Genomic DNA, 24,484 nt, shown 5'->3' with positions numbered 1-24,484 from the left:
GCATATGGCAGACCATCCCATTCAAGGTTTAATGAAAACCGCTATGGAAAATTTAAAAGAAATGATTGACGTGAATACAATCATCGGCGATCCTGTTGAAACGCCTGACGGCAGCGTAATCTTAACGGTTTCAAAGGTCGGATTCGGATTTGCGGCGGGCGGAAGCGAGTTTGGAGGAAAGCCGGCTGAAAAAAGAACCGATGATGATGAAAGAAAAGAGCAGAAGCTCCCGTTCGGCGGCGGAAGCGGCGGCGGAGTATCCATTACGCCGATTGCGTTTCTGATTGTCGGAACAAACGGCGTGCGTATGCTTCATTTGGACGAAAACACCCATCTGATTGATAAACTGTTAGACTCCGCGCCTCAAACGATTGAACGCATCCAGCATATGTTTAAAAAGAATGAAAAAGGCCGGAACCAAAAAAGAACGGATATCGATTTATAACAGAAAAGTTAACTGCCGCCCGCAGTTAGCTTTTTTTACGATGCGGCATAACCTTTGCAGTTTGCATAAAACTCGACTATGATAGAGCTATACATAGATAAAGGGAGGAATCAGAATGGCTGAAATTACATTTAAAGGCGGAGCCGTGACGCTGATCGGACAAGAAGTGAAACCGGGTGACCAAGCTCCTGACTTCACGGTTTTGACAAACGGATTAGAAGAGAAGACATTAGCAGATATGAAAGGGAAAGTAACGATCATATCCGTTATCCCTTCCATCGACACAGGCGTATGTGACGCGCAGACACGCCGCTTCAACGAAGAAGCCGCAAAACTCGGTGATGTGAACGTTTATACAATCAGCGCCGACCTTCCGTTTGCACAAGCGCGCTGGTGCGGAGCGAACGGAATTGATAAAGTTGAAACGTTATCGGATCATAAAGAGATGTCATTTGGTGAAGCATTCGGTGTTCACATCAAAGAACTTCGTCTTTTGGCGCGTTCCGTATTCGTCCTTGATCAGGACGGAAAAGTCGTTTACGCGGAATACGTAAGCGAAGCGACAAACCACCCGAATTATGAAAAGCCTATCGAAGCTGCAAAAGCGTTAATCAAGTAAAGAGAGAAAAAGAGCTCCGGGTGCTGCCGCGGAGCTCTTTTCATGGCAAGGAGGAAACAGCATGCAACACGACCATGTCGGTCAGATTTATGAACTTTTAGATGAAGCTGCCCAAGTGATAGCAGAAGGCCTTCAGATTTCTTATATTGAGGGGCTTGCGGAAGCGGGAGAAATGTATTTTCTTGAAAAGGCCGACCAGCTTCCGCTTCAGGAAAAGCAAACCGGCGAGCTTAACAGCCTGCTCGCGAAAGCAGACTTCAGAAAATGGGAGCATGAATGGATCCGCAAGGCGTTCCAGCTCGCCATTTTAAAAGGGCTCAAAGATAAGTCCCATCCGAACAGACAGATGACGCCTGATACGATCGGCCTTTTCATCAGTTACCTCGTGAATAAATTTACGGGCGGCCGAAAAGGCCTGACATTGCTGGACCCCGCCTGCGGCACCGGAAATCTTCTGCTGACCGCGGCAAACCAGCTTTCTGACAAAGCGGGAAAAAGCTTCGGCATTGAAATCGACGATGTCCTTCTGAAGATCGCATATGCGCAGGCGAATCTGCAGGAAAAAGAAATGGAGCTGTTCTGCCAGGACAGTCTTCAGCCGTTATTTATCGAACCGGCCGATGCGGTCATCTGCGATTTGCCGGTCGGCTACTATCCGAATGACGAAGGCGCTGAAGCGTATGAGCTGAAAGCGGATGAAGGCCACTCATTTGCCCACCACTTATTTATTGAGCAGAGCGTCAAACATACAAAACCGGGCGGATACTTATTTTTTATGATTCCGAACCATCTGTTTGACAGCGCGCAAAGCGATAAACTGAAGCGGTTTTTTGCGGAAAAAGTGTATATCAACGCCCTTCTTCAGCTGCCGGCTACTATGTTTAAAGACGAAGCGCAGGCAAAGAGCATTTTAATCTTGCAGAAAAAAGGCGAAGATGCAAAGCCGCCGAAACAAGCGCTTTTGGCGAATCTTCCTTCCTTTGCGAACCAGCAGGCGATGCGGGAGATGATGGCAAAATTGGATCAATGGATTCAAAAAGAAAAATAATGGCGAAAAAGCAGTGTGAGATGCAAAATCCCGCGCTGCTTTTGCTTTTTAAAATGAATGGAAATCAGGACGATAACACAAATTAAGGAAAGAAAATAACATTCCGTAAGGCGGTACCGTCCATTTGGCACAAATGAAATTTATCAGAAAATATCGACTTCATATTGTAAGCGGTGCCAATGTGGATGTTGACTTGAAATGCTGAGTTGACAATGTTTAAATGGAAAAGTCAGATATTTTTTGGACTGCAATTATGGTCTGGGAAAAAAGAACGAACAAACGAAGAAGAATTTTGATAGGAGCGTCATTTATGTCTAAAATTATTGCAATTAACGCAGGAAGCTCATCTTTAAAATTTCAGTTATTCGAAATGCCTTCAGAAAAGGTGCTAACAAAAGGTTTAGTAGAACGGATCGGTATCGCCGACAGCGTTTTCACAATCTCTGTTAACGGCGAAAAAAATACAGAAGTGACAGATATTCCGGATCATGCGGTTGCGGTGAAGATGCTGCTTCACAAGCTGACTGAATTCGGTATTATAAAGGATTTAAATGAAATTGACGGAATCGGCCACCGTGTGGTTCACGGCGGAGAAAAATTCAGCGATTCTGTTTTGCTTACGGATGAAACAATCCGTGAGATTGAAGAGATTTCAGAACTTGCGCCGCTTCACAACCCGGCTAACATCGTCGGCATTAAAGCCTTTAAAGAAGTGCTTCCGAATGTGCCTGCGGTTGCAGTGTTTGATACGGCGTTCCACCAAACGATGCCTGAACAATCTTACCTGTACAGCCTACCGTACGAATACTACGAGAAATACGGCATTCGCAAATACGGTTTCCACGGCACTTCTCATAAATACGTGACACAGCGCGCAGCTGAGCTTCTCGGCCGCCCGCTTGAAGATTTGCGTCTGATTTCCTGCCACCTCGGTAACGGCGCAAGTATCGCGGCCGTAGAAGGCGGAAAATCCATTGATACGTCAATGGGCTTCACACCGCTTGCGGGTGTCGCGATGGGAACACGTTCAGGAAACATCGACCCTGCATTGATTCCGTACATTATGGAAAAAACGGATCAGACGGCAGATGAAGTATTAAATACGTTAAATAAAAAGAGCGGACTGCTTGGCGTATCCGGTTTCTCCAGCGACCTCCGCGATATCGTGGAAGCTTCAAAAGAAGGAAACGAAAGAGCGGAAACGGCTCTTGAAGTGTTCGCGAGCAGAATCCATAAATACATCGGTTCTTATGCTGCGAGAATGAGCGGCGTTGACGCGATTATTTTCACTGCGGGTATCGGTGAAAACAGCGTTGAAGTCAGAGAACGCGTGCTTCGCGGCTTAGAATTCATGGGTGTATATTGGGATCCTGCGCTGAACAACGTGCGCGGCGAGGAAGCGTTTATCAGCTACCCTCACTCTCCTGTCAAAGTCATGATCATTCCGACTGACGAAGAGGTCATGATCGCACGCGACGTTGTCCGCCTTGCACAGTAATGATCGAAAAAAGCACATCCTTTAGGGTGTGCTTTTTTATTGAATGCCCCAGAATCAAACGTTACGATATGTTTATTACATAAACGATGAGGTGAAGCAATGAGTGTGCATGAACATAAACAAGAAGCCCCGTCAGCGGTGCGCTGCAAGGTGATTACAGTCAGCGACACGAGAACGAAAGAAACCGACAAAAGCGGGCGCGTCATGATGGACTTCCTCAGGGAAGCGGGATTTGAAACGGTCGCTTATGACATTGTTAAAGATGAAAAAGATGAATTGCAGAAAGCCGTTTTATCCGGCTGTATGGATGAATATACAGATGCGGTGCTGTTAAACGGAGGGACGGGCATTGCCGAAAGGGATGTCACAATTGAAGCGGTCACGCCGCTGTTTTCAAAAGAACTCCCGGGATTCGGCGAGCTGTTCCGCATGCTGAGCTATACGGAGGACATCGGTTCCGCCGCCATTTTGTCCAGAGCGGCAGCGGGTGTGATCCAAAATACCGCAGTCTTCTGCACGCCCGGCTCCTCAGGCGCCGTAAAGCTTGCGATGAGTAAACTGATTATTCCTGAACTGCCCCATGTGCTCCGGGAAATCCGAAAAGATTTATAAATGTATAAAAAGGCTCTGCTCCGCTCGAAAAATTGGGTGGGGTTTTTTTTATAAAAGGCTTGAAAAAACAGAATTTACTTGTTACAGTGTATACATACAAAATGCATTTTTATTAATTAAAACTAATTTTTATACAAAGGGAGCTTTTAACATGGCAGAACAAAAAAAGGTTGTATTGGCATACTCAGGAGGTCTTGATACTTCTGTAGCGATAAAATGGCTGCAAGAACAGGGATACGATGTTGTTGCCTGCTGCTTAGATGTAGGGGAAGGAAAGGATTTGGCATTCGTTCAGCAAAAAGCGCTGGAAGTAGGCGCCGTAAATTCCTATGTGATTGATGCGAAAGAAGAATTCGCCCGGGAGTACGCGCTTATTTCTATGCAGGCCCATACAATGTATGAAGGCAAGTATCCGCTCGTATCTGCATTATCCCGTCCGTTAATCGCGAAAAAACTCGTTGAAGTCGCGGAAAAGGAAAACGCGGTGGCCGTAGCGCACGGCTGCACGGGAAAAGGCAACGATCAGGTTCGTTTCGAAGTATCCATTAAATCATTAAATCCTGATCTGGAGGTCATTGCTCCGGTCCGTGAGTGGCAATGGTCGCGTGAAGAAGAAATTGAATATGCCGCAAGCCGGGGCATTCCGATTCCGATCAATCTTGACAGCCCTTATTCCATTGATCAGAACCTATGGGGACGCGCCAATGAATGCGGTATATTAGAAGACCCGTGGGCGGCGCCGCCTGAAGGGGCATATGACCTGACAGCATCTCTTGAAAACACGCCGGACGTTCCGGAAATCATCGAAATCGCATTTGAAGCCGGTGTTCCGGTTTCAATCGACGGCGTAACCTACCCGCTCGCTGATTTAATTCTCAAGCTGAACGAGACTGCCGGAAAACACGGCATCGGCCGGATTGACCATGTGGAAAACCGCCTGGTCGGCATTAAGTCCCGTGAGGTTTATGAGTGCCCGGGCGCGATGACTTTGATTACGGCTCACAAAGAGCTTGAGGACCTGACTTTAGTGAAAGAAGTGGCCCATTTCAAACCGGCAATTGAACAAAAACTGTCTGAAATCATCTATAACGGTTTATGGTTCTCGCCGTTAAAAGACGCGCTGCTTGCATTCTTGAAAGAAACTCAAAAACACGTCACCGGCGTCGTGCGCGTCAAGCTGTTTAAAGGCCATGCCATTGTAGAAGGGCGTAAGTCGGAATATTCACTCTACGATGAAAAACTTGCGACATATACAAAAGACGATGCTTTTGACCATCACGCGGCAATCGGTTTCATTGAGCTTTGGGGGCTGCCGACAAAAGTAAACAGCATTGTGAAAAAGAAGGAGCAGATTGAAGCATGAAGAAGCTTTGGGGAGGCCGTTTTCAAAAAACACCGGAAAAGTGGGTCGATGAGTTCGGCGCATCCATCACATTCGACCAAAACTTAGTCAAAGAGGATATTACAGGGTCTCTCGCTCATGCGGCAATGCTGAAAAAATGCGGCATTCTGACGGAAGAAGAAGAAGGCGCCATCCGACAGGGGCTGCAGACCCTCCTGCAAAAAGCAGAGGAAGGGACGCTTGAATTCTCTGTTGATTATGAAGATATCCATTTGAATATTGAAAAAATGCTGATCGAAGAAATCGGACCGCTAGGCGGCAAGCTGCATACCGGCAGAAGCCGGAATGACCAGGTGGCGACCGACATGCATTTGTATTTGAAAGATCATGTCTCACATATCATCGTGCTGATTGAACAGTTCCAAAAAGCGCTGATCGAAAAAGCGGAGGCCAATGTCGAGACCATTCTGCCGGGGTACACCCATTTACAGCGGGCTCAGCCGATTTCTTTCGCCCACCATCTGCTTGCTTATTTTTGGATGCTTGAACGGGATAAAGAGCGTTTTCGCGATGCTATGAAGCGGATTAACATATCGCCGCTCGGATGCGGGGCGCTTGCCGGAACTACGTTTCCGATAGACCGTAACTATTCGGCGGAGCTGCTCGGTTTTGACTCCATTTATGAGAACAGTCTTGACGGAGTCAGTGACAGAGATTTTATTCTCGAGTTTTTAAGCGGCAGCAGCATGCTGATGATGCACCTTTCGCGTTTATCAGAAGAAATCATTCTATGGTGCTCGCAGGAATTCAGATTCATTGAACTGGATGATACGTATGCGACGGGAAGCAGCATGATGCCGCAGAAGAAAAACCCCGACATGGCGGAGCTGATCCGCGGTAAAACCGGACGCGTATACGGTGATATGATGGGGCTTTTCACGATTATGAAAGGGCTCCCGCTCGCTTACAACAAAGACCTGCAGGAAGATAAAGAAGGCATGTTTGACACGGTGAAAACCGTTGAAGGAAGCCTTCAGATTTTCACGGGCATGATTGAAACGATGAAAGTAAACAAAGACATCATGAAACAAGCGACAAAACAAGATTTTTCAAACGCGACGGAACTTGCCGATTATTTAGCTAAAAAAGGCATGCCGTTCAGAGAAGCGCATGAAGTGGTCGGCAAGCTTGTGTACAGCTGCATTGAAAAAGGAATCTATTTAAGTGATATGGCATTTGAAGAATTCCTTCAAGCCAGCAGTCTCTTTGAAGAAGATATCTATACCGTGCTCGATCCGCATCATGCGGTTGAAAAAAGAATGAGCGCCGGCGGAACGGGTTTTCAGCAGGTAGAACAGGCGCTCGTAAAAGCAAAAGCCTGCGCCGGCATTTAATTTGCTGAAATTTCCTTCATATTTTCCCGTTATATCAGACACCCTACATCTATAAAGATGGGAGGTAGAAGGAATGCGCAAAGAACAAGACCGTTACATCTACGATGAAAAAGAAAGTGAAGAAACGGCCAGACTCATCTCAGAGGCATACGAAAGCGGTTATGTCGGCATGGAGGAAGCCTCTGCTCCTTCAGAAAATTAAGCTGTCTGTAAAGACGGCTTTTTTTTCGTGCGGACGAAGTGCAAAAAAGTGATATTGCCGTTTGTTTATAGTAAAGTAGAGGGAGAAACGTCTTGATTCTATTGAAGCGGCAACGTTGCCTGGGGAGGGTATTCAATGTGCGACATGCTCTAATCACTGCCGGTACAAAGGGATTGGGCCGAAAAGTGACTGAAATGCTTCTGGAAAAAGGCTTTTCTGTCACAGTGAATTACAGACAAGACGAAGAAGCGGTCGCCTGTCTGAAGGCGGATTATCCCGGGTGCCATGACAGATTGCAATTCGTTAAGGGCGATGTAACCCGGAAAGAAGATCTCATTCGGATCGCCGATGCAGCCCTTCAGCGGTTTGGAAGGATTGACATACTGATTAACAATGCCGGGCCGTACATATTTGAGCGCAAAAAGCTAGCCGATTACTCCGATGACGAATGGTATGACATGCTTGAAGGGAATTTAAGCGCCGTTTTCCATCTATTTAAAGCGGTTATCCCGGTCATGAGACAGCAGCGGTTCGGCCGGATTATTACATACGGTTTTCAAGGAGCGGACCATGCCCCCGGCTGGCTTCACCGTTCCGCTTTCGGAGCGGCTAAAGTCGGATTGGCTTCGTTAACGAAAACCATTGCGATTGAAGAAGCCGAATCAGGCATTACGGCCAATATGGTCTGCCCGGGTGATATTGTAGGAGATATGAAAGAAGCGTCTATAGAGGAAGCAAGACGGAAAATCGGCAAAGAAAAGACGCCGATCGGCAGGTCCGGAACCGGAGAGGATATTGCGAGAATCATCGCCTTTTTATGTGAGGAAGATTCCGATCTTGTAACCGGAACGGTCATTGAAGCAACAGGCGGGCTGAATGTGATTAACAGGCATCAATCCCTGTAAGTTTTTTCGTTTGTCAAAAAGGGAACTTGATAAATATTAATTTTTTATGAGGTGAAAACGATGAAAGTGACTTATCACGGACATTCTGTCATTCAAGTGGAAACGAAAACCCATAACATTATTTTTGATCCGTTTCTGACCGGAAACAGTCTGACAAATTTGAAACCGGAAGAAGTGAAAGCGGATGTCATCCTGCTTACTCACGGACACAATGACCATGTCGGAGATACAGAGCAGATCGCTAAACAAAACGATGCGCTCGTCATTGCGCCGAACGAGCTTGCCGTTTATCTCGGCTTTAAAGGTTTAAAGGTCCACCCGATGCATATCGGCGGGGCGCGCCAATTTGATTTCGGCAAAGTGAAACTGACACAGGCATTCCACGGATCGGCGGTCACTGATGAAGAAAACAAAACCATTACGTACACGGGGATGCCGGCCGGGATTTTATTGACGATTGACGGCAAAACGATTTTCCACGCCGGAGACACGGCGCTGTTCTCAGATATGAAACTGATCGGGGAACTGAATCACATTGACCTGGCGTTTCTGCCGATCGGTGATAACTTCACCATGGGCCCTGAAGACGCGAAACTCGCGGCTGAGTGGCTGAGAGCGAAACAGGTCGTTCCCGTTCATTACAATACATTTCCTGTCATTGAACAGGACCCTGACGCTTTCGCCGAAAGTCTGCCCGGAGGCGTCGGCAAAGTCATGGCGGCCGGCGAGACCATTGAGCTTGCCTGACATATGTGTCAAAGACCTTCTGAATCAAGCATTCAGAAGGTCTTTTTGTGATGCCGCCTTTTTTCGGGCGTCTCATTGCGAATGAATCCCCCGTACCCTTATAATAAAAGCAGAAGACTGTCCTTAGAGGTGAAACGCTTGGCAACAAAGCATGAACAAATCCTATCATACATAGATTCGCTTCCTGTCGGTGAAAAAATTTCGGTCAGAAGAATTGCGAAAGAAATGAAAGTCAGTGAAGGAACGGCTTACAGAGCCATTAAGGAAGCCGAAAACAAAGGATTCGTTTCCACTATTGAACGTGTGGGGACCATCCGGATTGAACAGAAGAAAAAAGAAAATATTGAAAAGCTGACATACGCCGAGGTCGTCAATGTGATAGACGGCCAGGTGCTCGGCGGAAAAGCCGGTCTGCATAAAACGTTGAATAAGTTTGTGATCGGCGCGATGGAGCTTGACGCGATGATGCGTTATACGGCGGCGGGGAACCTGTTAATCGTCGGGAACCGAATCAACGCCCACCGCCAGGCGCTTGAGGCGGGCGCAGCTGTTTTGGTAACGGGAGGGTTTAATACCGACGACAGCATTATCGAGCTGGCCGATATGCTTGAGCTTCCGATTCTCTCTACGAGCTACGATACCTTTACGGTAGCCGCGATGATCAACCGGGCGATCTATGATCAGCTCATAAAAAAAGAGATTGTGCTCGTGGAAGACATTTTGACGCCCGCAGATCGGACAGTGACGCTGTCCCCTAAGGATAAGCTGGAGAAATGGTACGAAAAGAACTATGAAACCGGACACGGCCGCTTCCCGGTTATCGATCAGCAGATGAAAATCCACGGAATCCTCACATCGAAAGATATCGCGGGGCATGACCGGTCAGTTCCGATTGAAAAAGTAATGACTAAAAACCCTGTCACGGTGATCGGGAAAACATCTGTCGCCTCAGCGGCTCAAATGATGGTTTGGGAAGGAATTGAAGTGCTTCCGGTGACAGACGGGCATCACAAACTGATCGGAATGATCAGCCGCCAGGATGTCTTAAAAGCGCTTCAAATGGTTCAAAAGCAGCCTCAGGTCGGTGAAAAGCTGGATGATATTGTTTCAAGAGGATTTAAAGAAGAGGAAGATGACAAAACGCCGGCCGTTTATCAATATGAAGTCACGCCGCAAATGACCAATCAGCTCGGCACGATTTCTTACGGGGTGTTTACGACGATTTTAACCCAGGCCGCCAGCCGATTTTTACGCTCCCGCAAACGCGGCGAGCTGGTCATTGAAAGCATTACGATTTTCTTCTTGAAGCCCGTACAGATGGAGTCGGTCATTGAAGTGAAACCGCGCATTTTAGAGGCGGGCCGGAAATTCGGGAAAATGGAAGTGGAAGTGTCAAGCCAAAGCGGCATCGTTTCAAAAGCGATGCTCATGGTGCAGCTGATGGAGAGAAGTTAAGGGACGCACCCGGGTCCCTTTGCATTCATTATGCGTGGTCCCTCTCCGCTTCCTTTGCATGGATGGGCTCATAATGCTTATAGGCTCTATACCCGGCCCATGCGCTGCCTGCTCCGATTAAAATGAAGACGCCGCCGATGACCAGGGTCAGGACGGAGTGAAACAGAATCATTTGGTTTACTCCGTACAAAAGCACCAGCGCACCTAATGCCATACTTGATTTAGCCGAAAAACATTCCTTCTCCAGCGCCCGTTTCGTCTGGATTCCTTTTACTTTGTAATACACGTAAAAGCAGGCAGAAAGCCCGATGAGAAAAACAAAAACCAGCATAAATGAAATCCTCCATTATATGAGTTTGCAAAACCGTTTATACCGTTACTGAAAGATTTTCCTTTTCCATGGATAAAGAGTATGATTAAATGAATAAAAACGAAAAGGAGAAAACGATGATATCCGAACTGATCAGAACCATATCATTATATGACACCATTATCTTACATAGACATGTGAGGCCTGACCCGGACGCCTACGGTTCACAGTGCGGCCTTACGGAAATCCTGCGGGAAACGTATCCCGAAAAAAATATTTTTGCCGTCGGACAGCCTGAGCCGTCCTTGTCTTTTTTATATTCCCTCGATGAGGTGGATGACGAAACCTATAAAGATGCTCTTGTCATCGTGTGCGACACCGCAAACCAAGGCAGGGTCGACGATCAGCGCTACCATTCCGGCGCAAAGCTCATGAAAATAGACCACCATCCAAATGAAGATCCGTATGGCGATCTGTTATGGGTCGATACGAATGCAAGCTCCGTAAGCGAAATGATCTATGAGCTGTACCTGGAAGGAAAGCAGCACGGCTGGAAACTGAATACGAAAGCAGCTGAGCTGATCTACGCGGGTATCGTCGGTGATACGGGGCGCTTCTTATTCCCGAACACCACAAAAAAGACATTAAAATACGCGGGAGAGCTCATTGAGTTCCCATTTTCATCGTCAGAGCTGTTCAATCAATTGTATGAAACAAAATTAAATGTGGTGAAGCTTAACGGCTTTATTTATCAAAATGTGTCACTGTCTGAAAACGGCGTCGCTTCCGTTTTCATTAAAAAAGACATTTTGGAGACATATGGAACCACCGCTTCTGAAGCGTCGCAGCTTGTCGGAACACTCGGAAATATTTCGGGTATCCGCGCTTGGGTGTTTTTCGTAGAAGAAGACGATCAAATCAGAGTCCGGTTCCGTTCAAAAGGTCCGGTCATCAACGGAATTGCCCGGAAATACAATGGCGGCGGACATCCGCTTGCGGCCGGCGCATCCATCTTCAGCTGGGATGAAACCGATCAGATTCTTGCTGATCTGGAAGAGATATGTAACGAACACAAGTAGAGGGGAGACCCTCTTTCTTAGTGTTCATCTGTCACGGGGATGAACCAGCAGCCGAATTCAGTCAGGTCTTCGTAGACGCGGAGATTACAGATTTGGAGTTCTTTTTTTATGAGGGAAGCGAGTGTGTTTGTTTCTGCATATGCGGAATAGCCTTGTCTGATTCGGGCTGCATGATCTTTTGCCAAGCGTCGTTCACTAAAAACCTCCATTTTCCCTTCCTCCCTTCAGAATCATTGAAAATGTCTCATCTACAGTTTATAAAAAAGCGGAGAAAAAAGCGACAGATCTATGGAAAATTTTTAAAAATGACATAATTACGTCGCAAAAGAAATATGAATTTCGACAGACAATCTCGTATAAATCGTCAGTTCCTTTACTTCAGCTTTAAATTCCTTCTCATTTATGGTGTATATTTTGTTTTCGATCGTCCGTTTTAAAAGCTCCTTTGTTTTATACACGCTTTCAATATCCTTTGTGATGACTTCAGAAATATTATCTTTCACTTGTTCCTCAAATTTCATCTTGTCAGGCTGGGCGATTCTGTATTTTTCCCCATTGATCAGCTTCACATCAACACTTTGGATGAGCAGCCTTTGCTTATTATCCTCATTTAATTTATGAAGATCTTTCTGATAGATGGAGATTTGGTTTTTTAAATCCCGCGCGTGCTCCCGCTGCTTTTCAATTAACGTCACCTGTTCTTCCTGAAACGTTCCGTATGTAAACAGAAAGAACAGCCAGCTGACGATGGCTCCGCACATCATTCCCGCAAAAAAACGCTGCCATCCCGGTTTTTTATAATACTCGGGAATTCTCATGATGACATATTCTCCTGGGTCAGCCATGAAATAATCAGCCAGCCGGTCTGCGCGCCGCCCATTGCTGAAATAATTAAAAGAAGCTGTTTGAAGATGTCGCGCGTGTTACCTTCCCACAGCCCCCGCTCGAAACTGTATACCGCGTCAAATGTTCCCCCGATGGCCGCGACAAGCGCCCAGATCTTCAGCCTGTTCGCCAATTTTGTGATCGCCGTCAGCGGAGGCTCGCCTGATAAATAAGCTCCGAGTCCGCCGATCAGCGCGCCGCCGAGCAACACACCGAGGGCGATAAAATAACTGCTGATGAAATTCGCCATAAATCCGGCTTCCTGATCCATATATACACCACCTCACTTTTCTATCATATTGAGCGAAACGGACAAGTATGATGATGAGTCAAAAAAGAACATTTGTTTCTTAAGAAAACCCGTCTTATAATGTAGAAAGGCAAAATGAACGTATGGGAAAGGAGTGGCGGCATTGTCTTTTGTTCACCTGCAAGTACATAGCGGCTACAGCCTGTTAAACAGCGCCGCTTCTGTAAAAGAGCTTGTTGCACAAGCGAAGGAACTCGGATATTCATCATTGGCGCTGACGGACGAAAATGTGATGTACGGCGCCATTGAGTTTTATAAAGCATGCAAATCAAACGGAATTAAGCCGATTATCGGTCTGACGGCTTCTATATACACGGACGATACGGAGCTTGAAGCACACCCGCTCATTCTTTTAGCGGAGACAAACACCGGTTATCAGAACCTGGTGAAAATCTCAAGTGCGCTGCAATCCATGGCAAAGGGCGGCATGAAGCGAAAATGGATGAAGAGCTATCATGAGGGGCTGATCGCCATTACGCCCGGTGAAAACGGGTACATTGAAAGCCTGCTTCAAGCCGGGAAGTTTGAAGAAGCGGTCCGGGCTGCCGAAGGATTCCGGGAGCTGTTCGGAGACGGCCGTTTTTATTTAGGGTACCAGCCGTTTAAAGGACATGAGACGTTATCAGAAGAGATTCTCCGCCTGTCAGCCGAGACGGAAATCGCTGTCTGCGCTGCGGGAGATGTCCGCTATATCAAGAAAGAAGATCAAGATGCGTACCGCTGTCTGTGCGCTATTAAAGCCGGAGAGAAATGGGAGGATCAGAGCGGGAATCTGCCGGACTTATACTTGAGGACGCCTGAAGAAATGGCAGAGCTTTACACGCGGCATCCGGAAGCGATTGAAGCAGCCGCCCGTATCGCCCGGCAATGCCGGGTCGATGTAAGCCTCGGACAGACACAGCTTCCGTCTTTTCCGGCGCCGGACGGCAAATCAGCCGATGACTATTTGGCGGAGATCTGTCATGAGGGGCTGCGTCTCCGTTTCAGCACTCCTGATGAGCGGGCTGTCCGCCGGCTTGAATATGAGCTGGACGTCATCAGGCGCATGAAATTCAGTGATTATTTTCTCATCGTATGGGACTTTATGAAGTACGCGCATGAAAAGGGCATTGTGACAGGCCCGGGAAGGGGGTCCGCGGCAGGCTCGCTTGTCGCTTACTCGCTTTTCATTACCGACGTGGATCCGCTTAAACATTCTCTGCTGTTTGAGAGATTTCTTAATCCCGAGCGGATCAGCATGCCGGATATTGATATCGATTTCCCTGATACGAGAAGGGATGAGGTCATTCAGTATGTGCAAAATAAGTACGGGGCCATGCACGTCGCCCAGATTATCACCTTCGGGACATTGGCCGCAAAGGCGGCGTTAAGGGATACCGGGAGAGTGTTCGGAATCAGCCCGAAAGAAGCCGACCAGCTTGCCCGCCTGATCCCGTCGAAACCGGGAATGACGCTTGAGGAGGCGAGGCGGCTGTCCGCTCAGCTGAACAGGCGGCTGTCCGAATCCGCCGTTCTTCATAAAGTGTTTCAGATCGCAAGGAAAATCGAAGGTCTTCCGAGACACACGTCAACACACGCGGCCGGGGTCGTTCTCAGTAAAGAGCCGCTTTCGGAAGTTGTCCCTCTTCAAGAAGGGCATGACGGCGTGTATTTAACGCAGTATGCGATGGATCACCTGGAGGATCTCGGTCTTTTGAAAATGGACTTTTTAGGTTTGCGCAACCTGACGCTTATTGAATCCATTAAAACGATGATTGAAAAAGAGACGAATACGAAAATTGATTTTTCCGAGATTTCTTATCAGGATGAAAAAACGTTCTCGCTATTGTCAAACGGTGATACGACGGGTATTTTCCAGCTGGAATCATCAGGAATGAGAAACGTGCTGAAACGCCTGAAGCCGTCAAGACTGGAAGACATTGTCGCGGTTAACGCGCTTTACAGGCCGGGACCGATGGAAAATATTCCGTTATTTATCGACCGGAAGCACGGGCGGGCGCGTGTGGAAGTGCCGCACGAGGACGTAAGAAATATTCTCAGTGACACTTACGGCGTCATCGTCTATCAAGAACAGATAATGATGATCGCCTCGCGCATGGCAGGGTTTTCATTAGGTGAAGCGGATCTGCTCAGACGGGCTGTCAGCAAAAAGCAAAAGGACATTCTGGACAGAGAGCGAAGCCATTTTGTTGAAGGGTGCTTAAAAAAGGAGTATTCTGTAGTCACTGCAAACGAGGTCTACGATCTGATTGTAAAATTCGCTAACTACGGATTCAACAGAAGCCATGCTGTCGCATACAGCATGATCGGCTATCAGCTCGCCTATTTAAAAGCCCATTATCCGTTATATTTTATGTGCGGGCTGTTGACGAGCGTCATCGGCAATGAGGACAAAATATCGCAATATCTGCATGAAGCGAAGGGGAGCGGGATTCAAGTCCTTCCGCCGTCAATAAACAAAAGCGGTTTTCCGTTTGCGCCGGAAAACGGAGCCGTCAGATACAGTTTGCGGGCCGTTAAAAACGTAGGCGTCTCGGCAGTGAAAGATATTTATAAAGCAAGAACACATAAACCGTTCGAGGATCTTTTCGATTTCTGCTTTCGCGTACCTGCAAAAAGCGTGAATCGGAAAACCATCGAAGCCCTTATATTTTCTGGCGCCATGGACGAATTCAATCAAAATCGCGCAGCCTTGCTGGCCTCCGTTGATGTGGCTTTAGAGCACGCTGAACTTTTTCGTGCAGGTGATGACCAAATGGGATTGTTTTTGGAAGAATCGTTCTCCATTAAGCCAAAATATGTAGAGGCTGAGGAATTTCCGCTCGTGGACAAGCTTCGGTTCGAAAAAGAAGCTCTCGGTGTTTATTTCTCAAGCCATCCTTTGTCTGCTTTCAGGGATCTCCTGAAAAAACGGGGGGCCCAAGCGATCACAGCAGCGCGGCAGATGCCGAAGGGGCAGCTGTCAATCGGCGCTTTGCTCGCGGGCATCAAAACGATTCGGACAAAGACAGGTCAGCATATGGCGTTTCTCACATTAAGCGATGAAACGGGAGAAATGGAAGCCGTCGTGTTTCCTGACCAATATAGAAGGCTGTCTCCGCTGTTAGAAGAAGGCGCGCTTTTATTCGCCGCCGGGAAAATGGAAGAGCGTCAGGAGAAGACACAATTCATCATGTCATCCGCCTCTCTTCTTGAGCAGACGGAGGCAGACAGAGCGCCGTCTGTTTACATCAAAATCGAAGGCAGCCGGCACAATCAGGAGTTTTTGGAAAAGATGAAGCGTATTTTACTGGAGCATAAAGGGGAAACCGGCGTTTATCTTTATTATGAAAAAGACAAGCAGACGATCAGGCTGCCGGATACTTTTCATATTCAGGCGGACCATCAGGCGTTATACCGTTTAAAAGAGCTGCTGGGCCGCGAAAACGTCGTGTTAAAATAGTGGTAACAATAATCGTTTTGTTATACAATTGAAACAATTGTGCTATCTTATTTAAAGATTCTGAAATTTTTCATCTCCAGCGATTGTACCAGTCTATGCGGCAGAATATGTAACAAAGTACTTAAAAGGAGTGTTTAGAATGTCATTAAGAGAAGAAGCGTTACATTTACACAAAGTAAATCAAGGAAAGCTGGAATCAAAAGCAAAGGTAGAAGTCAGAAACGCGGACGACTTAAGCCTTGCCTACTCTCCCGGAGTAGCTGAGCCTTGTAAAGAGATTTATGACGATAAAAATAAAGTATATGATTATACAATGAAGGGGAACATGGTAGCAGTCGTAACAGACGGATCAGCCGTTCTCGGTCTCGGTAATATCGGGCCTGAAGCTTCACTTCCGGTCATGGAAGGGAAAGCGGTGCTGTTCAAAAGTTTCGCGGGCGTGGATGCATTCCCGATCGCGCTTGACACAAACGATGTGGACAAAATCGTTGACACTGTGAAGCTGCTTGCACCGACATTCGGCGGTGTCAACCTTGAAGATATTGCGGCGCCGAACTGCTTCATTATCGAAGAGCGCCTGAAAAAAGAAACAAACATTCCGGTTTTCCACGATGATCAGCACGGCACTGCCATCGTAACCGTTGCCGGACTTGTAAACGCGCTGAAATTATCAGGAAAATCCATGTCATCCATTAAAGTTGTGGCAAACGGAGCGGGAGCCGCAGGCATCGCGATCATCAAGCTTCTTTACCATTTCGGCGTACGCGACATCGTAATGTGCGACTCTAAAGGGGCGATTTACGAAGGGCGTCCGGCCGGCATGAACGCAGTGAAAAACGAAGTGGCGAAGTTTACAAACCAAGACCGCAACGACGGTTCGCTGCAGGATGTCATTAAAGATGCAGACGTCTTTATCGGCGTATCAGTCGAAGGCGCGCTGACGAAAGAAATGGTGGAAAGCATGGCGAAAGATCCGATTATCTTCGCAATGGCCAACCCGAATCCGGAAATCATGCCTGAAGACGCGCGCGCAGCCGGCGCAAGCGTAATCGGAACAGGCCGTTCTGATTTCCCGAACCAGGTCAACAACGTTCTGGCATTCCCTGGAATTTTCCGCGGGGCGCTTGACGTTCGCGCGACTCACATCAACGAAGAAATGAAAATTGCTGCGGTTGAAGCGATTGCTTCCCTCGTTTCAGAGGAAGAATTAAGCGCTGATTATGTCATCCCGGCTCCATTTGACAAACGTGTGGCTCCTGCCGTTGCGAAAGCTGTTGCGAAAGCAGCGATGGAAACGGGCGTCGCCAGAATTACGGTCGATCCTGAGGAAGTGGCTGAAAAAACAAGACAGCTCACAGTCATCGGCGAATAATAACACAAAAATGAAATGGCAGCGCGTTGGAAAAAAACAACGCGCTGCTGTTCAATATACGGACTGCTGGCATTTTTTTAAGGGCAGGTCTTAAAAAAATTTCAGCAGAATCCTTATTTCTTTTGAAAACGCTGACAGATAAGGCTGAACAACGCTTTTCACGGTATGAAATCCGTCCGTTTCCGTCTGTTTTGCAGCAAAAAATGTCGAATGGAGGATGACACCGTTTGACAAAAAAAGTACAATAGTTTCGGTAAAGTTATTATTAAGTCTATCTAATCGGAAGACATGCAGTGAAGAGAACCCTTCACAAAAGGGAGGTAATCATTTGTTAAAGGATATATTCACAAAAAAGAAAAAATATGCTTCCGTGCCGTCTGAGCAGGCAAAACATGATGTTCCGGAAGGCATTATGACAAAGTGCCCCAAATGTAAAAAAATCATGCTCACAAAAGAGTTAGATAAAAACCTGCGCGTCTGCATGAACTGCGGGCACCATTTCCCGATGAATGCAAAGCAGCGCATTGAAAGCCTCCTGGATGAAGATTCATTCGAAGAATTCAACCAGGGAATGATATCTGAAAACCCGCTCGGTTTCCCGGGATACTTAGAAAAAATCGAAAAAGACCGTGAGAAAACATCGCTGAATGAAGCGGTGGTTACCGGAAAAGGAACCATCGGCGGATTCCCGGCCGTGATCGCGATCATGGATTCAACATTCCGAATGGGCAGCATGGGTTCGGTTGTCGGCGAAAAAATCACGCTTGCAATTGAAAAAGCAAAAGAGGAAAAAGTCCCGTTTATCATCTTTACCGCTTCCGGCGGCGCACGTATGCAGGAGGGGGTCTTAAGCCTTATGCAAATGGCCAAGACAAGCTCTGCATTAAAACTGTTCAGTGAGGAGCAGGGACTGATTATTTCTGTCATGACCCATCCGACGACAGGCGGCGTATCGGCCAGTTTCGCGTCTCTCGGTGATTATAATTTCGCTGAACCGGGCGCCTTGATCGGATTTGCCGGAAGACGTATTATTGAACAGACGATCGGGGAAAAACTGCCGGAAGATTTCCAGACGGCGGAATTTTTATTAAAGCACGGCCAGCTTGATGCGGTGATTCACCGAAACGACATGAAAGACAAACTCGCATTTCTGCTGGACATGCACCAAACAGGAGGTGAGCATGAGTGGCTGCAAGATTAGAATTTGAAAAACCAGTGATTGAACTGCAGACGAAAATCGCCGAACTGAAAAAATTCACCCAAGATTCGGAGATGGATTTAAGCGCTGAAATCGCAAGGCTTGAAGACCGGCTCAGCAAGCTCCAGGATGAGATTTATAAAAACCTGAAGCCGTGGGACAGAGTGCAGATCGCACGCCTTCCCGACCGGCCGACGACGCTTGATTACATTCAATACCTGTTTACCGACTTTTTTGAGTGCCACGGAGACAGAACATACGGAGATGATGCTGCGATTGTTGGCGGAGTCGCCAAATATCACGGCATGCCGGTCACCGTCATCGGACATCAGCGCGGAAAAGACACGAAAGAAAACCTCGTCCGCAATTTCGGAATGCCTCACCCTGAGGGCTACCGCAAAGCGCTTCGTCTCATGAAGCAGGCGGATAAGTTCAACCGCCCGATTATCTGCTTCATCGACACGAAGGGAGCGTACCCGGGTAAAGCGGCGGAGGAACGGGGACAAAGTGAAGCCATCGCCAAGAACCTGTTCGAGATGGCCGGCCTGACAGTGCCTGTCGTTTGTATCGTCATCGGGGAAGGCGGCAGCGGAGGCGCGCTGGCATTAGGTGTGGGCAACCGCATGCTGATGCTTGAGAACTCGACGTATTCCGTTATTTCTCCTGAAGGAGCCGCGTCCATTTTGTGGAAAGACTCCAGCCTTGCGAAAAAAGCGGCCGAAACCATGAAGATTACTGCGCCCGATTTATTAGAATTAGGAATTATTGATGATATGATTAAAGAAGTGAAGGGCGGAGCTCACCATGATATCAAGCAGCAGGCGGGCTACATTGACGGTATTCTTAAAGAAACGTTAAAATCTCTTCTTCAAATGAACGCCGAAGAATTGATCTCACAGCGCTATGAAAAATATAAAGCAATCGGGAAAGTTTCGGTTGAAGATCAATATATCGGGGTAAACTGAATAGACGTGAAGCCTATGGCTCACGTTTATTTTTTGTGATTTTTGTGATATTCCTTAAATTTTATTTAAAAACAATTTATTTAATTGTATAATAGGTAAGGTTTCATGGGAGCTCAGGCGTCCCTTTTCATTGTTTTAGGGCAATGATCATGATATGTTTAACATATATATGTTGCTGAGGTGAATAGGAAATGAAGCGTATAGGAGTTTTAACGAGCGGCGGGGATTCCCCGGGTATGAACGCTGCGGTGCGCGCGGTTGTGCGGAAAGCTATCTACCACGACGTCGAAGTGTACGGAATTTATAACGGTTATTCAGGATTAATCAGCGGAAAAATAGAGAAACTGGAGCTGGGTTCGGTCGGTGACATCATCCACCGCGGCGGAACAAAGCTGTACACGGCCAGATGTCCTGAATTCAAAACAGTTGAAGGCCGTGAAAAAGGAATCGAAAATTTAAAGAAACTCGGCATTGAAGGTCTTGTCGTCATCGGCGGAGACGGTTCATACATGGGTGCGAAAAAATTAACGGAACACGGGTTTCCGTGTGTAGGTGTACCGGGTACGATAGATAATGACATCCCGGGAACTGATTTTACGATCGGATTTGATACGGCGCTAAATACCGTAATTGATGCGATTGATAAAATCCGTGACACCGCTACGTCTCATGAGCGTACATACGTTATTGAAGTGATGGGGCGCCATGCGGGCGACATTGCTTTATGGGCAGGTCTTGCAGGCGGAGCGGAATCAATTTTAATTCCTGAAGCGGACTACGATATGCAGGAAATTATCGGCCGTTTGAAGAGAGGGCACGACCGCGGCAAAAAACACAGTATCATCATCGTTGCAGAAGGGGTAGGCAGCGGGGTTGAATTCGGAAAACGCATCGAAGAAGAAACGAACCTTGAAACACGGGTATCCGTTTTAGGGCACATCCAGCGCGGCGGATCTCCAAGCGCTTCTGACCGGGTTCTTGCAAGCCGCCTCGGCGCTTACGCGGTTGAGCTTCTGCTTAAAGGAAAAGGCGGACGCTGCGTAGGTATACAAAACAACAAGCTTGTAGACCATGATATTATAGAAATTTTAGAATCAAAACATACTGTTGAACCAAACATGTATCAGCTTTCAAAAGAACTGTCTATTTAAGGCGGAAGAAGCTGAAGATTTCAGAAGGAAGTGAACGAGTTGAAAAAAACAAAAATCGTTTGTACAATCGGTCCGGCCAGTGAAAGTGTAGAAATGCTGACAAAATTGATGGAAGCGGGTATGAACGTTGCTCGTCTGAATTTTTCACACGGTGATTTCGAAGAGCACGGCGCAAGAATCAAAAACATCAGAGAAGCAAGCAAAAAGCTCGGCAAAAACGTGGGGATTCTCCTCGATACGAAAGGTCCGGAAATCCGCACGCACGATATGGAAAACGGCGCGCTTGAGCTTCAGGCGGGAAATGAAATTATCGTTTCTACGAAACAGGTGCTGGGAACGCTTGAAAAATTCTCAGTTTCTTATGAAGGCCTGGCAGACGACGTGTCAGCAGGGTCTATCATCCTGTTGGATGACGGTTTAATCGGATTGGAAGTGCTAGAATCAAATCCGGAAAAACACGAAATCAAAACAAAAATCTTAAACAGCGGCACGCTGAAAAATAAAAAAGGCGTAAACGTTCCCGGCGTCAGCGTCAACCTTCCCGGAATTACTGAAAAAGACGCCAAAGACATCGTATTCGGTATCGAGCAAGGCGTTGATTTCATCGCTGCGTCATTTGTACGCCGTTCTACGGATGTCCTAGAAATCCGCGAACTGCTTGAAGAGCATAACGCGTCTGACATTCAAATCATTCCTAAGATCGAGAACCAGGAAGGCGTGGACAACCTGGATGCGATCCTGGAAGTATCTGACGGCTTAATGGTAGCGCGCGGAGACCTCGGCGTAGAGATTCCGGCCGAAGAAGTGCCGCTCGTGCAAAAAGAAATGATCAAAAAATGCAACGCGCTCGGCAAACCGGTTATTACTGCGACACAAATGCTTGACAGCATGCAGCGCAACCCTCGTCCGACACGCGCTGAAGCAAGTGACGTTGCCAACGCCATTTTCGACGGCACAGACGCTATCATGCTTTCCGGTGAGACGGCTGCGGGACAATATCCTGTCGAGGCGGTTCAAACAATGTTTAACATCGCCACACGCACGGAAGAATCTCTGAACTACAAAGAAATTCTGTCTAAACGCAGAGATCAGGTCGGCATGACGATTACCGATGCGATCGGCCAATCAGTTGCTCACACGGCGATCAATCTGAGTGCGGCAGCTATCGTTACCCCTACAGAAAGCGGCCATACGGCGCGTATGATCGCGAAATACCGTCCGCAGGCTCCGATTGTAGCCGTTACGGTTAATGAGTCTGTATCACGCAAACTCGGCCTTGTATTCGGTGTATTCCCGGCAAGCGGCCAAAACGCGAATTCAACCGATGAAATGCTTGAAGACGCGGTTCAAAAATCACTTGACAGCGGCATCGTGAAACGCGGTGATCTGATTGTCATTACAGCAGGTTCTGTCGGTGAATCAGGCACGACGAATCTGATGAAAGTCCACACTGTCGGCAGCGTTATCGCGAAAGGGCAAGGCATCGGACGCAAATCTGCATTCGGTCCGGTCGTTGTTGCAAAAAATGCGAAAGAAGCTGAACAAAAAATGACAGACGGCGCAGTATTGGTTGCTTCAAGCACTGACCGCGACATGATCGCTTCACTTGAAAAAGCATCAGCGCTCATCACTGAGGAAGGCGGTCTGACAAGCCATGCAGCTGTTGTCGGTTTAAGCTTGGGCATTCCGGTTATCGTCGGTCTGGAGAACGCAACTTCAGTTTTAACAGAAGGACAGGTTATCACAGTTGACGCTGCCCGCGGCGCTGTGTATGAAGGCCGCGCAAGCGTTCTTTAAACAGCTTTAAAAAAGAGAGGGGGGTTCTCCCTTCTCTTTTGTCTTTAGGCTGATTTTTCTATTCCCATGCGGGCGGTGACACGCTTTTAGAAGGGCGGGAGGGCAGAAAAATGAGAGTGTTATTCTTACTGTTTATCGTGTGTCCGGCAATTGAAATCGGCTTGTTTATGCTGACGGGAAAATGGCTCGGTATTTTTCCGACCTTCCTTCTCATCATTTTGACAGGCGTGTTAGGCGCCTTGGTGGCAAAAAGACAGGGAACCGGTGTGTATCATCGGGTGATGCGCGACCTGCAGCACGGCAAAATGCCGGGGGAAGCGCTTCTTGACGGAATATGCGTCTTTTTCGGAGGCCTGCTTTTGATGCTTCCGGGTTTTCTGTCCGATATTGCAGGGGCCTGTCTTCTGATTCCGTTCACTCGGAACCGCATGAAGCCGCTTTTGTTCAAATGGCTGAGAGGAATGTCAAAAAATAAGCGGATCATTATCAAATAAAAACGGCAGCCTTCTTACAGGGCTGCTGTTTTTATTTGGACTGAACAGTAATATAGGCCCATATTTCTTTTAAAGCGCCCGTTGTGATAAAGGCCTGAATGAAAACGAGCAGGGCGGGCCCCGCAGCCAGTCCTAAAATTCCGAACAGTTTAAAGCCGGCAAACAGGGCGATTAAGGTCGCAAGCGGATCAAGTCCGATTGACTTGCTTAAAATTTTCGGCTCCGTCAGCTGGCGCTGAATGAGAACCACAATATATAAAATACCGAGACCGATCGCTTGAGGAAGCTGACCGGCAATGGCCAAATACATAATCCAGGGAACAAAGACCGACCCGGCGCCGAGATACGGGAGCAGATCAACCAGGCCGATAAAAAAGGCGATGGTTGCCGCATGCTCAATCCCTAAAAGAAAAAGTCCGATAAAGACAATGATCATCGTGAAAAGGATGAGCACGGCCTGCGCCTTAATGAAACCTGCCATCGCTTTTTTCAGCTCTCCCGATACGGCCTTGGCGTTTGCCGAAACCCGTTCCGGAAGAATGGAATAAAGCAGCGCCTTCAGCTTATGCCAGTCCTTTGTCATAAAAAAAGTCGCCAGCATTGCGAAAATGAAGACGGCAGCTGTATTGGGAAGGAAGGCAATCCATTTCGGCACCAGCTCCAAAAGATGTGAAAGCATCAGCCCCGCATTTTTAGCGGCTGTATCACCGAGGGTCTGAATATGCGTCACGATGGATGCCTGCTGATTGGTTTCCAGTCCGTTAAATAAGACGGTCAGCTCGTGGTACAATGGCTGAATGCGGGAAGTGAACAGCTCTTCGCAATACGTCATAAAGGCGCTGATATGGGGAGGGAGCGTTTTGGCCAGATAGGCGGTTCCCGAAATGATTTCCGCAACGAGAAATGTCGCCGCGCCAAGAAGAATAAGCAAAAAGAAGACCAGGACAATGACAGTATTGACTGACCGGGGCAGCCCCGTCAGTTTGTCCAGCCAGTCAACTACGGGAATGATCGCCGATGACAGAATAAGGGCGATCAGAAACGGATAAGTTAACGGAAATGAGGCGTAACCGGCCGCTAAAGCGCCGCCGGCCGCAGCGAGTACAAACAGCGCGCGGAAAAAAACAGTTGCATAGTGCGGGTTCACATCGATCCTCCTCTCGGTCGGCACGTCCTATTACATTAGTTTATTCTTCAAAAAAAAGGATATGAAT

At 47.5% G+C, this 24,484-nt stretch carries 24 protein-coding genes; 19 read left to right on the top strand and 5 right to left on the bottom strand.

Annotation, left to right across the window (positions count from 1 at the left end; all coding sequences use genetic code 11):
• The first annotated feature begins 4 nt into the window (after positions 1–4).
• The 11 genes from ytfJ (at position 5) to U2H13_RS13950 (ending at position 10,267) form a co-directional block, all read left to right on the top strand.
• Complete coding sequence (ytfJ, locus tag U2H13_RS14000; RefSeq protein ID WP_003152423.1) at positions 5–445, top strand: GerW family sporulation protein; 441 nt, start codon at positions 5–7, stop codon at positions 443–445.
• Positions 446–560: 115 nt separating this feature from the next.
• A complete protein-coding gene (gene tpx / locus U2H13_RS13995; RefSeq protein ID WP_007613091.1) occupies positions 561–1,064 on the top strand; it encodes a thiol peroxidase in 504 nt (167 codons plus the stop codon).
• 61 nt (positions 1,065–1,125) lie between these two features.
• Positions 1,126–2,112 carry a class I SAM-dependent methyltransferase gene (locus U2H13_RS13990; RefSeq protein WP_014418629.1) on the top strand — a complete coding sequence of 329 codons (987 nt, stop codon included), beginning with the start codon at positions 1,126–1,128 and terminating at the stop codon, positions 2,110–2,112.
• Positions 2,113–2,422: 310 nt separating this feature from the next.
• Entirely contained in the window at positions 2,423–3,610 is a 1,188-nt protein-coding gene (locus U2H13_RS13985) for an acetate kinase (protein WP_007408053.1), read from the top strand.
• Between the two features lie 99 nt (positions 3,611–3,709).
• Positions 3,710–4,222, top strand: a complete 513-nt coding sequence (locus U2H13_RS13980; RefSeq protein WP_007408054.1) for a molybdenum cofactor biosynthesis protein B — start codon at positions 3,710–3,712, stop codon at positions 4,220–4,222.
• Positions 4,223–4,373: 151 nt separating this feature from the next.
• A complete protein-coding gene (locus tag U2H13_RS13975; RefSeq protein WP_003152428.1) occupies positions 4,374–5,585 on the top strand; it encodes an argininosuccinate synthase in 1,212 nt (403 codons plus the stop codon).
• The gene (gene argH, locus U2H13_RS13970) at positions 5,582–6,958 is read left to right on the top strand and encodes an argininosuccinate lyase (protein ID WP_003152429.1); all 1,377 of its coding nucleotides are present in this window, start codon (positions 5,582–5,584) and stop codon (positions 6,956–6,958) included. The genes U2H13_RS13975 and argH overlap by 4 nt, the downstream gene beginning before the upstream one ends.
• A gap of 73 nt (positions 6,959–7,031) precedes the next feature.
• On the top strand, positions 7,032–7,160 hold the full coding sequence (locus tag U2H13_RS13965; RefSeq protein ID WP_007408056.1) for a hypothetical protein: 129 nt from the start codon (positions 7,032–7,034) through the stop codon (positions 7,158–7,160).
• A 137-nt stretch (positions 7,161–7,297) separates the two neighbouring features.
• Complete coding sequence (locus U2H13_RS13960) at positions 7,298–8,065, top strand: SDR family oxidoreductase (RefSeq protein WP_095272590.1); 768 nt, start codon at positions 7,298–7,300, stop codon at positions 8,063–8,065.
• 60 nt (positions 8,066–8,125) lie between these two features.
• Complete coding sequence (locus tag U2H13_RS13955; RefSeq protein WP_007613083.1) at positions 8,126–8,812, top strand: metal-dependent hydrolase; 687 nt, start codon at positions 8,126–8,128, stop codon at positions 8,810–8,812.
• 138 nt (positions 8,813–8,950) lie between these two features.
• Complete coding sequence (locus tag U2H13_RS13950; RefSeq protein ID WP_007408058.1) at positions 8,951–10,267, top strand: CBS domain-containing protein; 1,317 nt, start codon at positions 8,951–8,953, stop codon at positions 10,265–10,267.
• 28 nt (positions 10,268–10,295) lie between these two features.
• Here U2H13_RS13950 and U2H13_RS13945 read toward each other — a convergent pair whose 3' ends face one another.
• A complete protein-coding gene (locus tag U2H13_RS13945; RefSeq protein WP_014418625.1) occupies positions 10,296–10,598 on the bottom strand; it encodes a YtpI family protein in 303 nt (100 codons plus the stop codon).
• A gap of 116 nt (positions 10,599–10,714) precedes the next feature.
• Here U2H13_RS13945 and U2H13_RS13940 point away from each other — a divergent pair, with 116 nt between their 5' ends.
• The gene (locus tag U2H13_RS13940) at positions 10,715–11,656 is read left to right on the top strand and encodes a bifunctional oligoribonuclease/PAP phosphatase NrnA (RefSeq protein WP_103527227.1); all 942 of its coding nucleotides are present in this window, start codon (positions 10,715–10,717) and stop codon (positions 11,654–11,656) included.
• Between the two features lie 17 nt (positions 11,657–11,673).
• Here U2H13_RS13940 and U2H13_RS13935 read toward each other — a convergent pair whose 3' ends face one another.
• The 3 genes from U2H13_RS13935 to U2H13_RS13925 form a co-directional block, all read right to left on the bottom strand.
• A complete protein-coding gene (locus U2H13_RS13935) occupies positions 11,674–11,865 on the bottom strand; it encodes a hypothetical protein (RefSeq protein WP_017418354.1) in 192 nt (63 codons plus the stop codon).
• Positions 11,866–11,970: 105 nt separating this feature from the next.
• A complete protein-coding gene (gene ytrI / locus U2H13_RS13930; RefSeq protein ID WP_007408062.1) occupies positions 11,971–12,474 on the bottom strand; it encodes a sporulation membrane protein YtrI in 504 nt (167 codons plus the stop codon).
• Complete coding sequence (locus U2H13_RS13925; RefSeq protein ID WP_017418353.1) at positions 12,471–12,812, bottom strand: YtrH family sporulation protein; 342 nt, start codon at positions 12,810–12,812, stop codon at positions 12,471–12,473. The genes ytrI and U2H13_RS13925 overlap by 4 nt, the downstream gene beginning before the upstream one ends.
• A 142-nt stretch (positions 12,813–12,954) precedes the next feature.
• On the opposite strand from U2H13_RS13925, the gene dnaE reads away from it, so the two are divergent.
• From dnaE to U2H13_RS13890, 7 genes are all read left to right on the top strand, one after another.
• A complete protein-coding gene (gene dnaE / locus U2H13_RS13920; RefSeq protein ID WP_071181929.1) occupies positions 12,955–16,293 on the top strand; it encodes a DNA polymerase III subunit alpha in 3,339 nt (1,112 codons plus the stop codon).
• Between the two features lie 139 nt (positions 16,294–16,432).
• Positions 16,433–17,665 (top strand): NADP-dependent malic enzyme, encoded by a 1,233-nt coding sequence (locus U2H13_RS13915; RefSeq protein WP_044801570.1) that lies wholly within the window; start codon positions 16,433–16,435, stop codon positions 17,663–17,665.
• Positions 17,666–17,993: 328 nt separating this feature from the next.
• A complete protein-coding gene (gene accD, locus U2H13_RS13910) occupies positions 17,994–18,866 on the top strand; it encodes an acetyl-CoA carboxylase, carboxyltransferase subunit beta (RefSeq protein ID WP_017418350.1) in 873 nt (290 codons plus the stop codon).
• The gene (accA, locus tag U2H13_RS13905) at positions 18,851–19,828 is read left to right on the top strand and encodes an acetyl-CoA carboxylase carboxyl transferase subunit alpha (protein ID WP_014418621.1); all 978 of its coding nucleotides are present in this window, start codon (positions 18,851–18,853) and stop codon (positions 19,826–19,828) included. Before accD ends, accA begins: the two co-directional genes overlap by 16 nt.
• Positions 19,829–20,019: 191 nt before the next feature.
• On the top strand, positions 20,020–20,979 hold the full coding sequence (gene pfkA, locus U2H13_RS13900) for a 6-phosphofructokinase (RefSeq protein ID WP_007408068.1): 960 nt from the start codon (positions 20,020–20,022) through the stop codon (positions 20,977–20,979).
• 39 nt (positions 20,980–21,018) lie between these two features.
• Complete coding sequence (gene pyk / locus U2H13_RS13895) at positions 21,019–22,776, top strand: pyruvate kinase (RefSeq protein ID WP_007408069.1); 1,758 nt, start codon at positions 21,019–21,021, stop codon at positions 22,774–22,776.
• Positions 22,777–22,886: 110 nt separating this feature from the next.
• Positions 22,887–23,270 (top strand): FxsA family protein, encoded by a 384-nt coding sequence (locus U2H13_RS13890; protein WP_103526704.1) that lies wholly within the window; start codon positions 22,887–22,889, stop codon positions 23,268–23,270.
• A 31-nt stretch (positions 23,271–23,301) separates the two neighbouring features.
• Here the strand turns inward: U2H13_RS13890 and ytvI are convergent, their stop codons facing one another.
• Positions 23,302–24,417, bottom strand: coding sequence for a sporulation integral membrane protein YtvI (gene ytvI / locus U2H13_RS13885; RefSeq protein WP_022552837.1), 1,116 nt, complete (start codon positions 24,415–24,417; stop codon positions 23,302–23,304).
• Between the last annotated feature and the right edge of the window lie 67 nt (positions 24,418–24,484).

Origin of the sequence: Bacillus sp. A1 (genome assembly GCF_042296235.1) — a bacterium.
GTDB classification, from domain to species: domain Bacteria; phylum Bacillota; class Bacilli; order Bacillales; family Bacillaceae; genus Bacillus; species Bacillus velezensis.
Note: the sequence above shows the minus strand (reverse complement) of the source record. Positions and strands in the feature narration are given on the sequence as shown.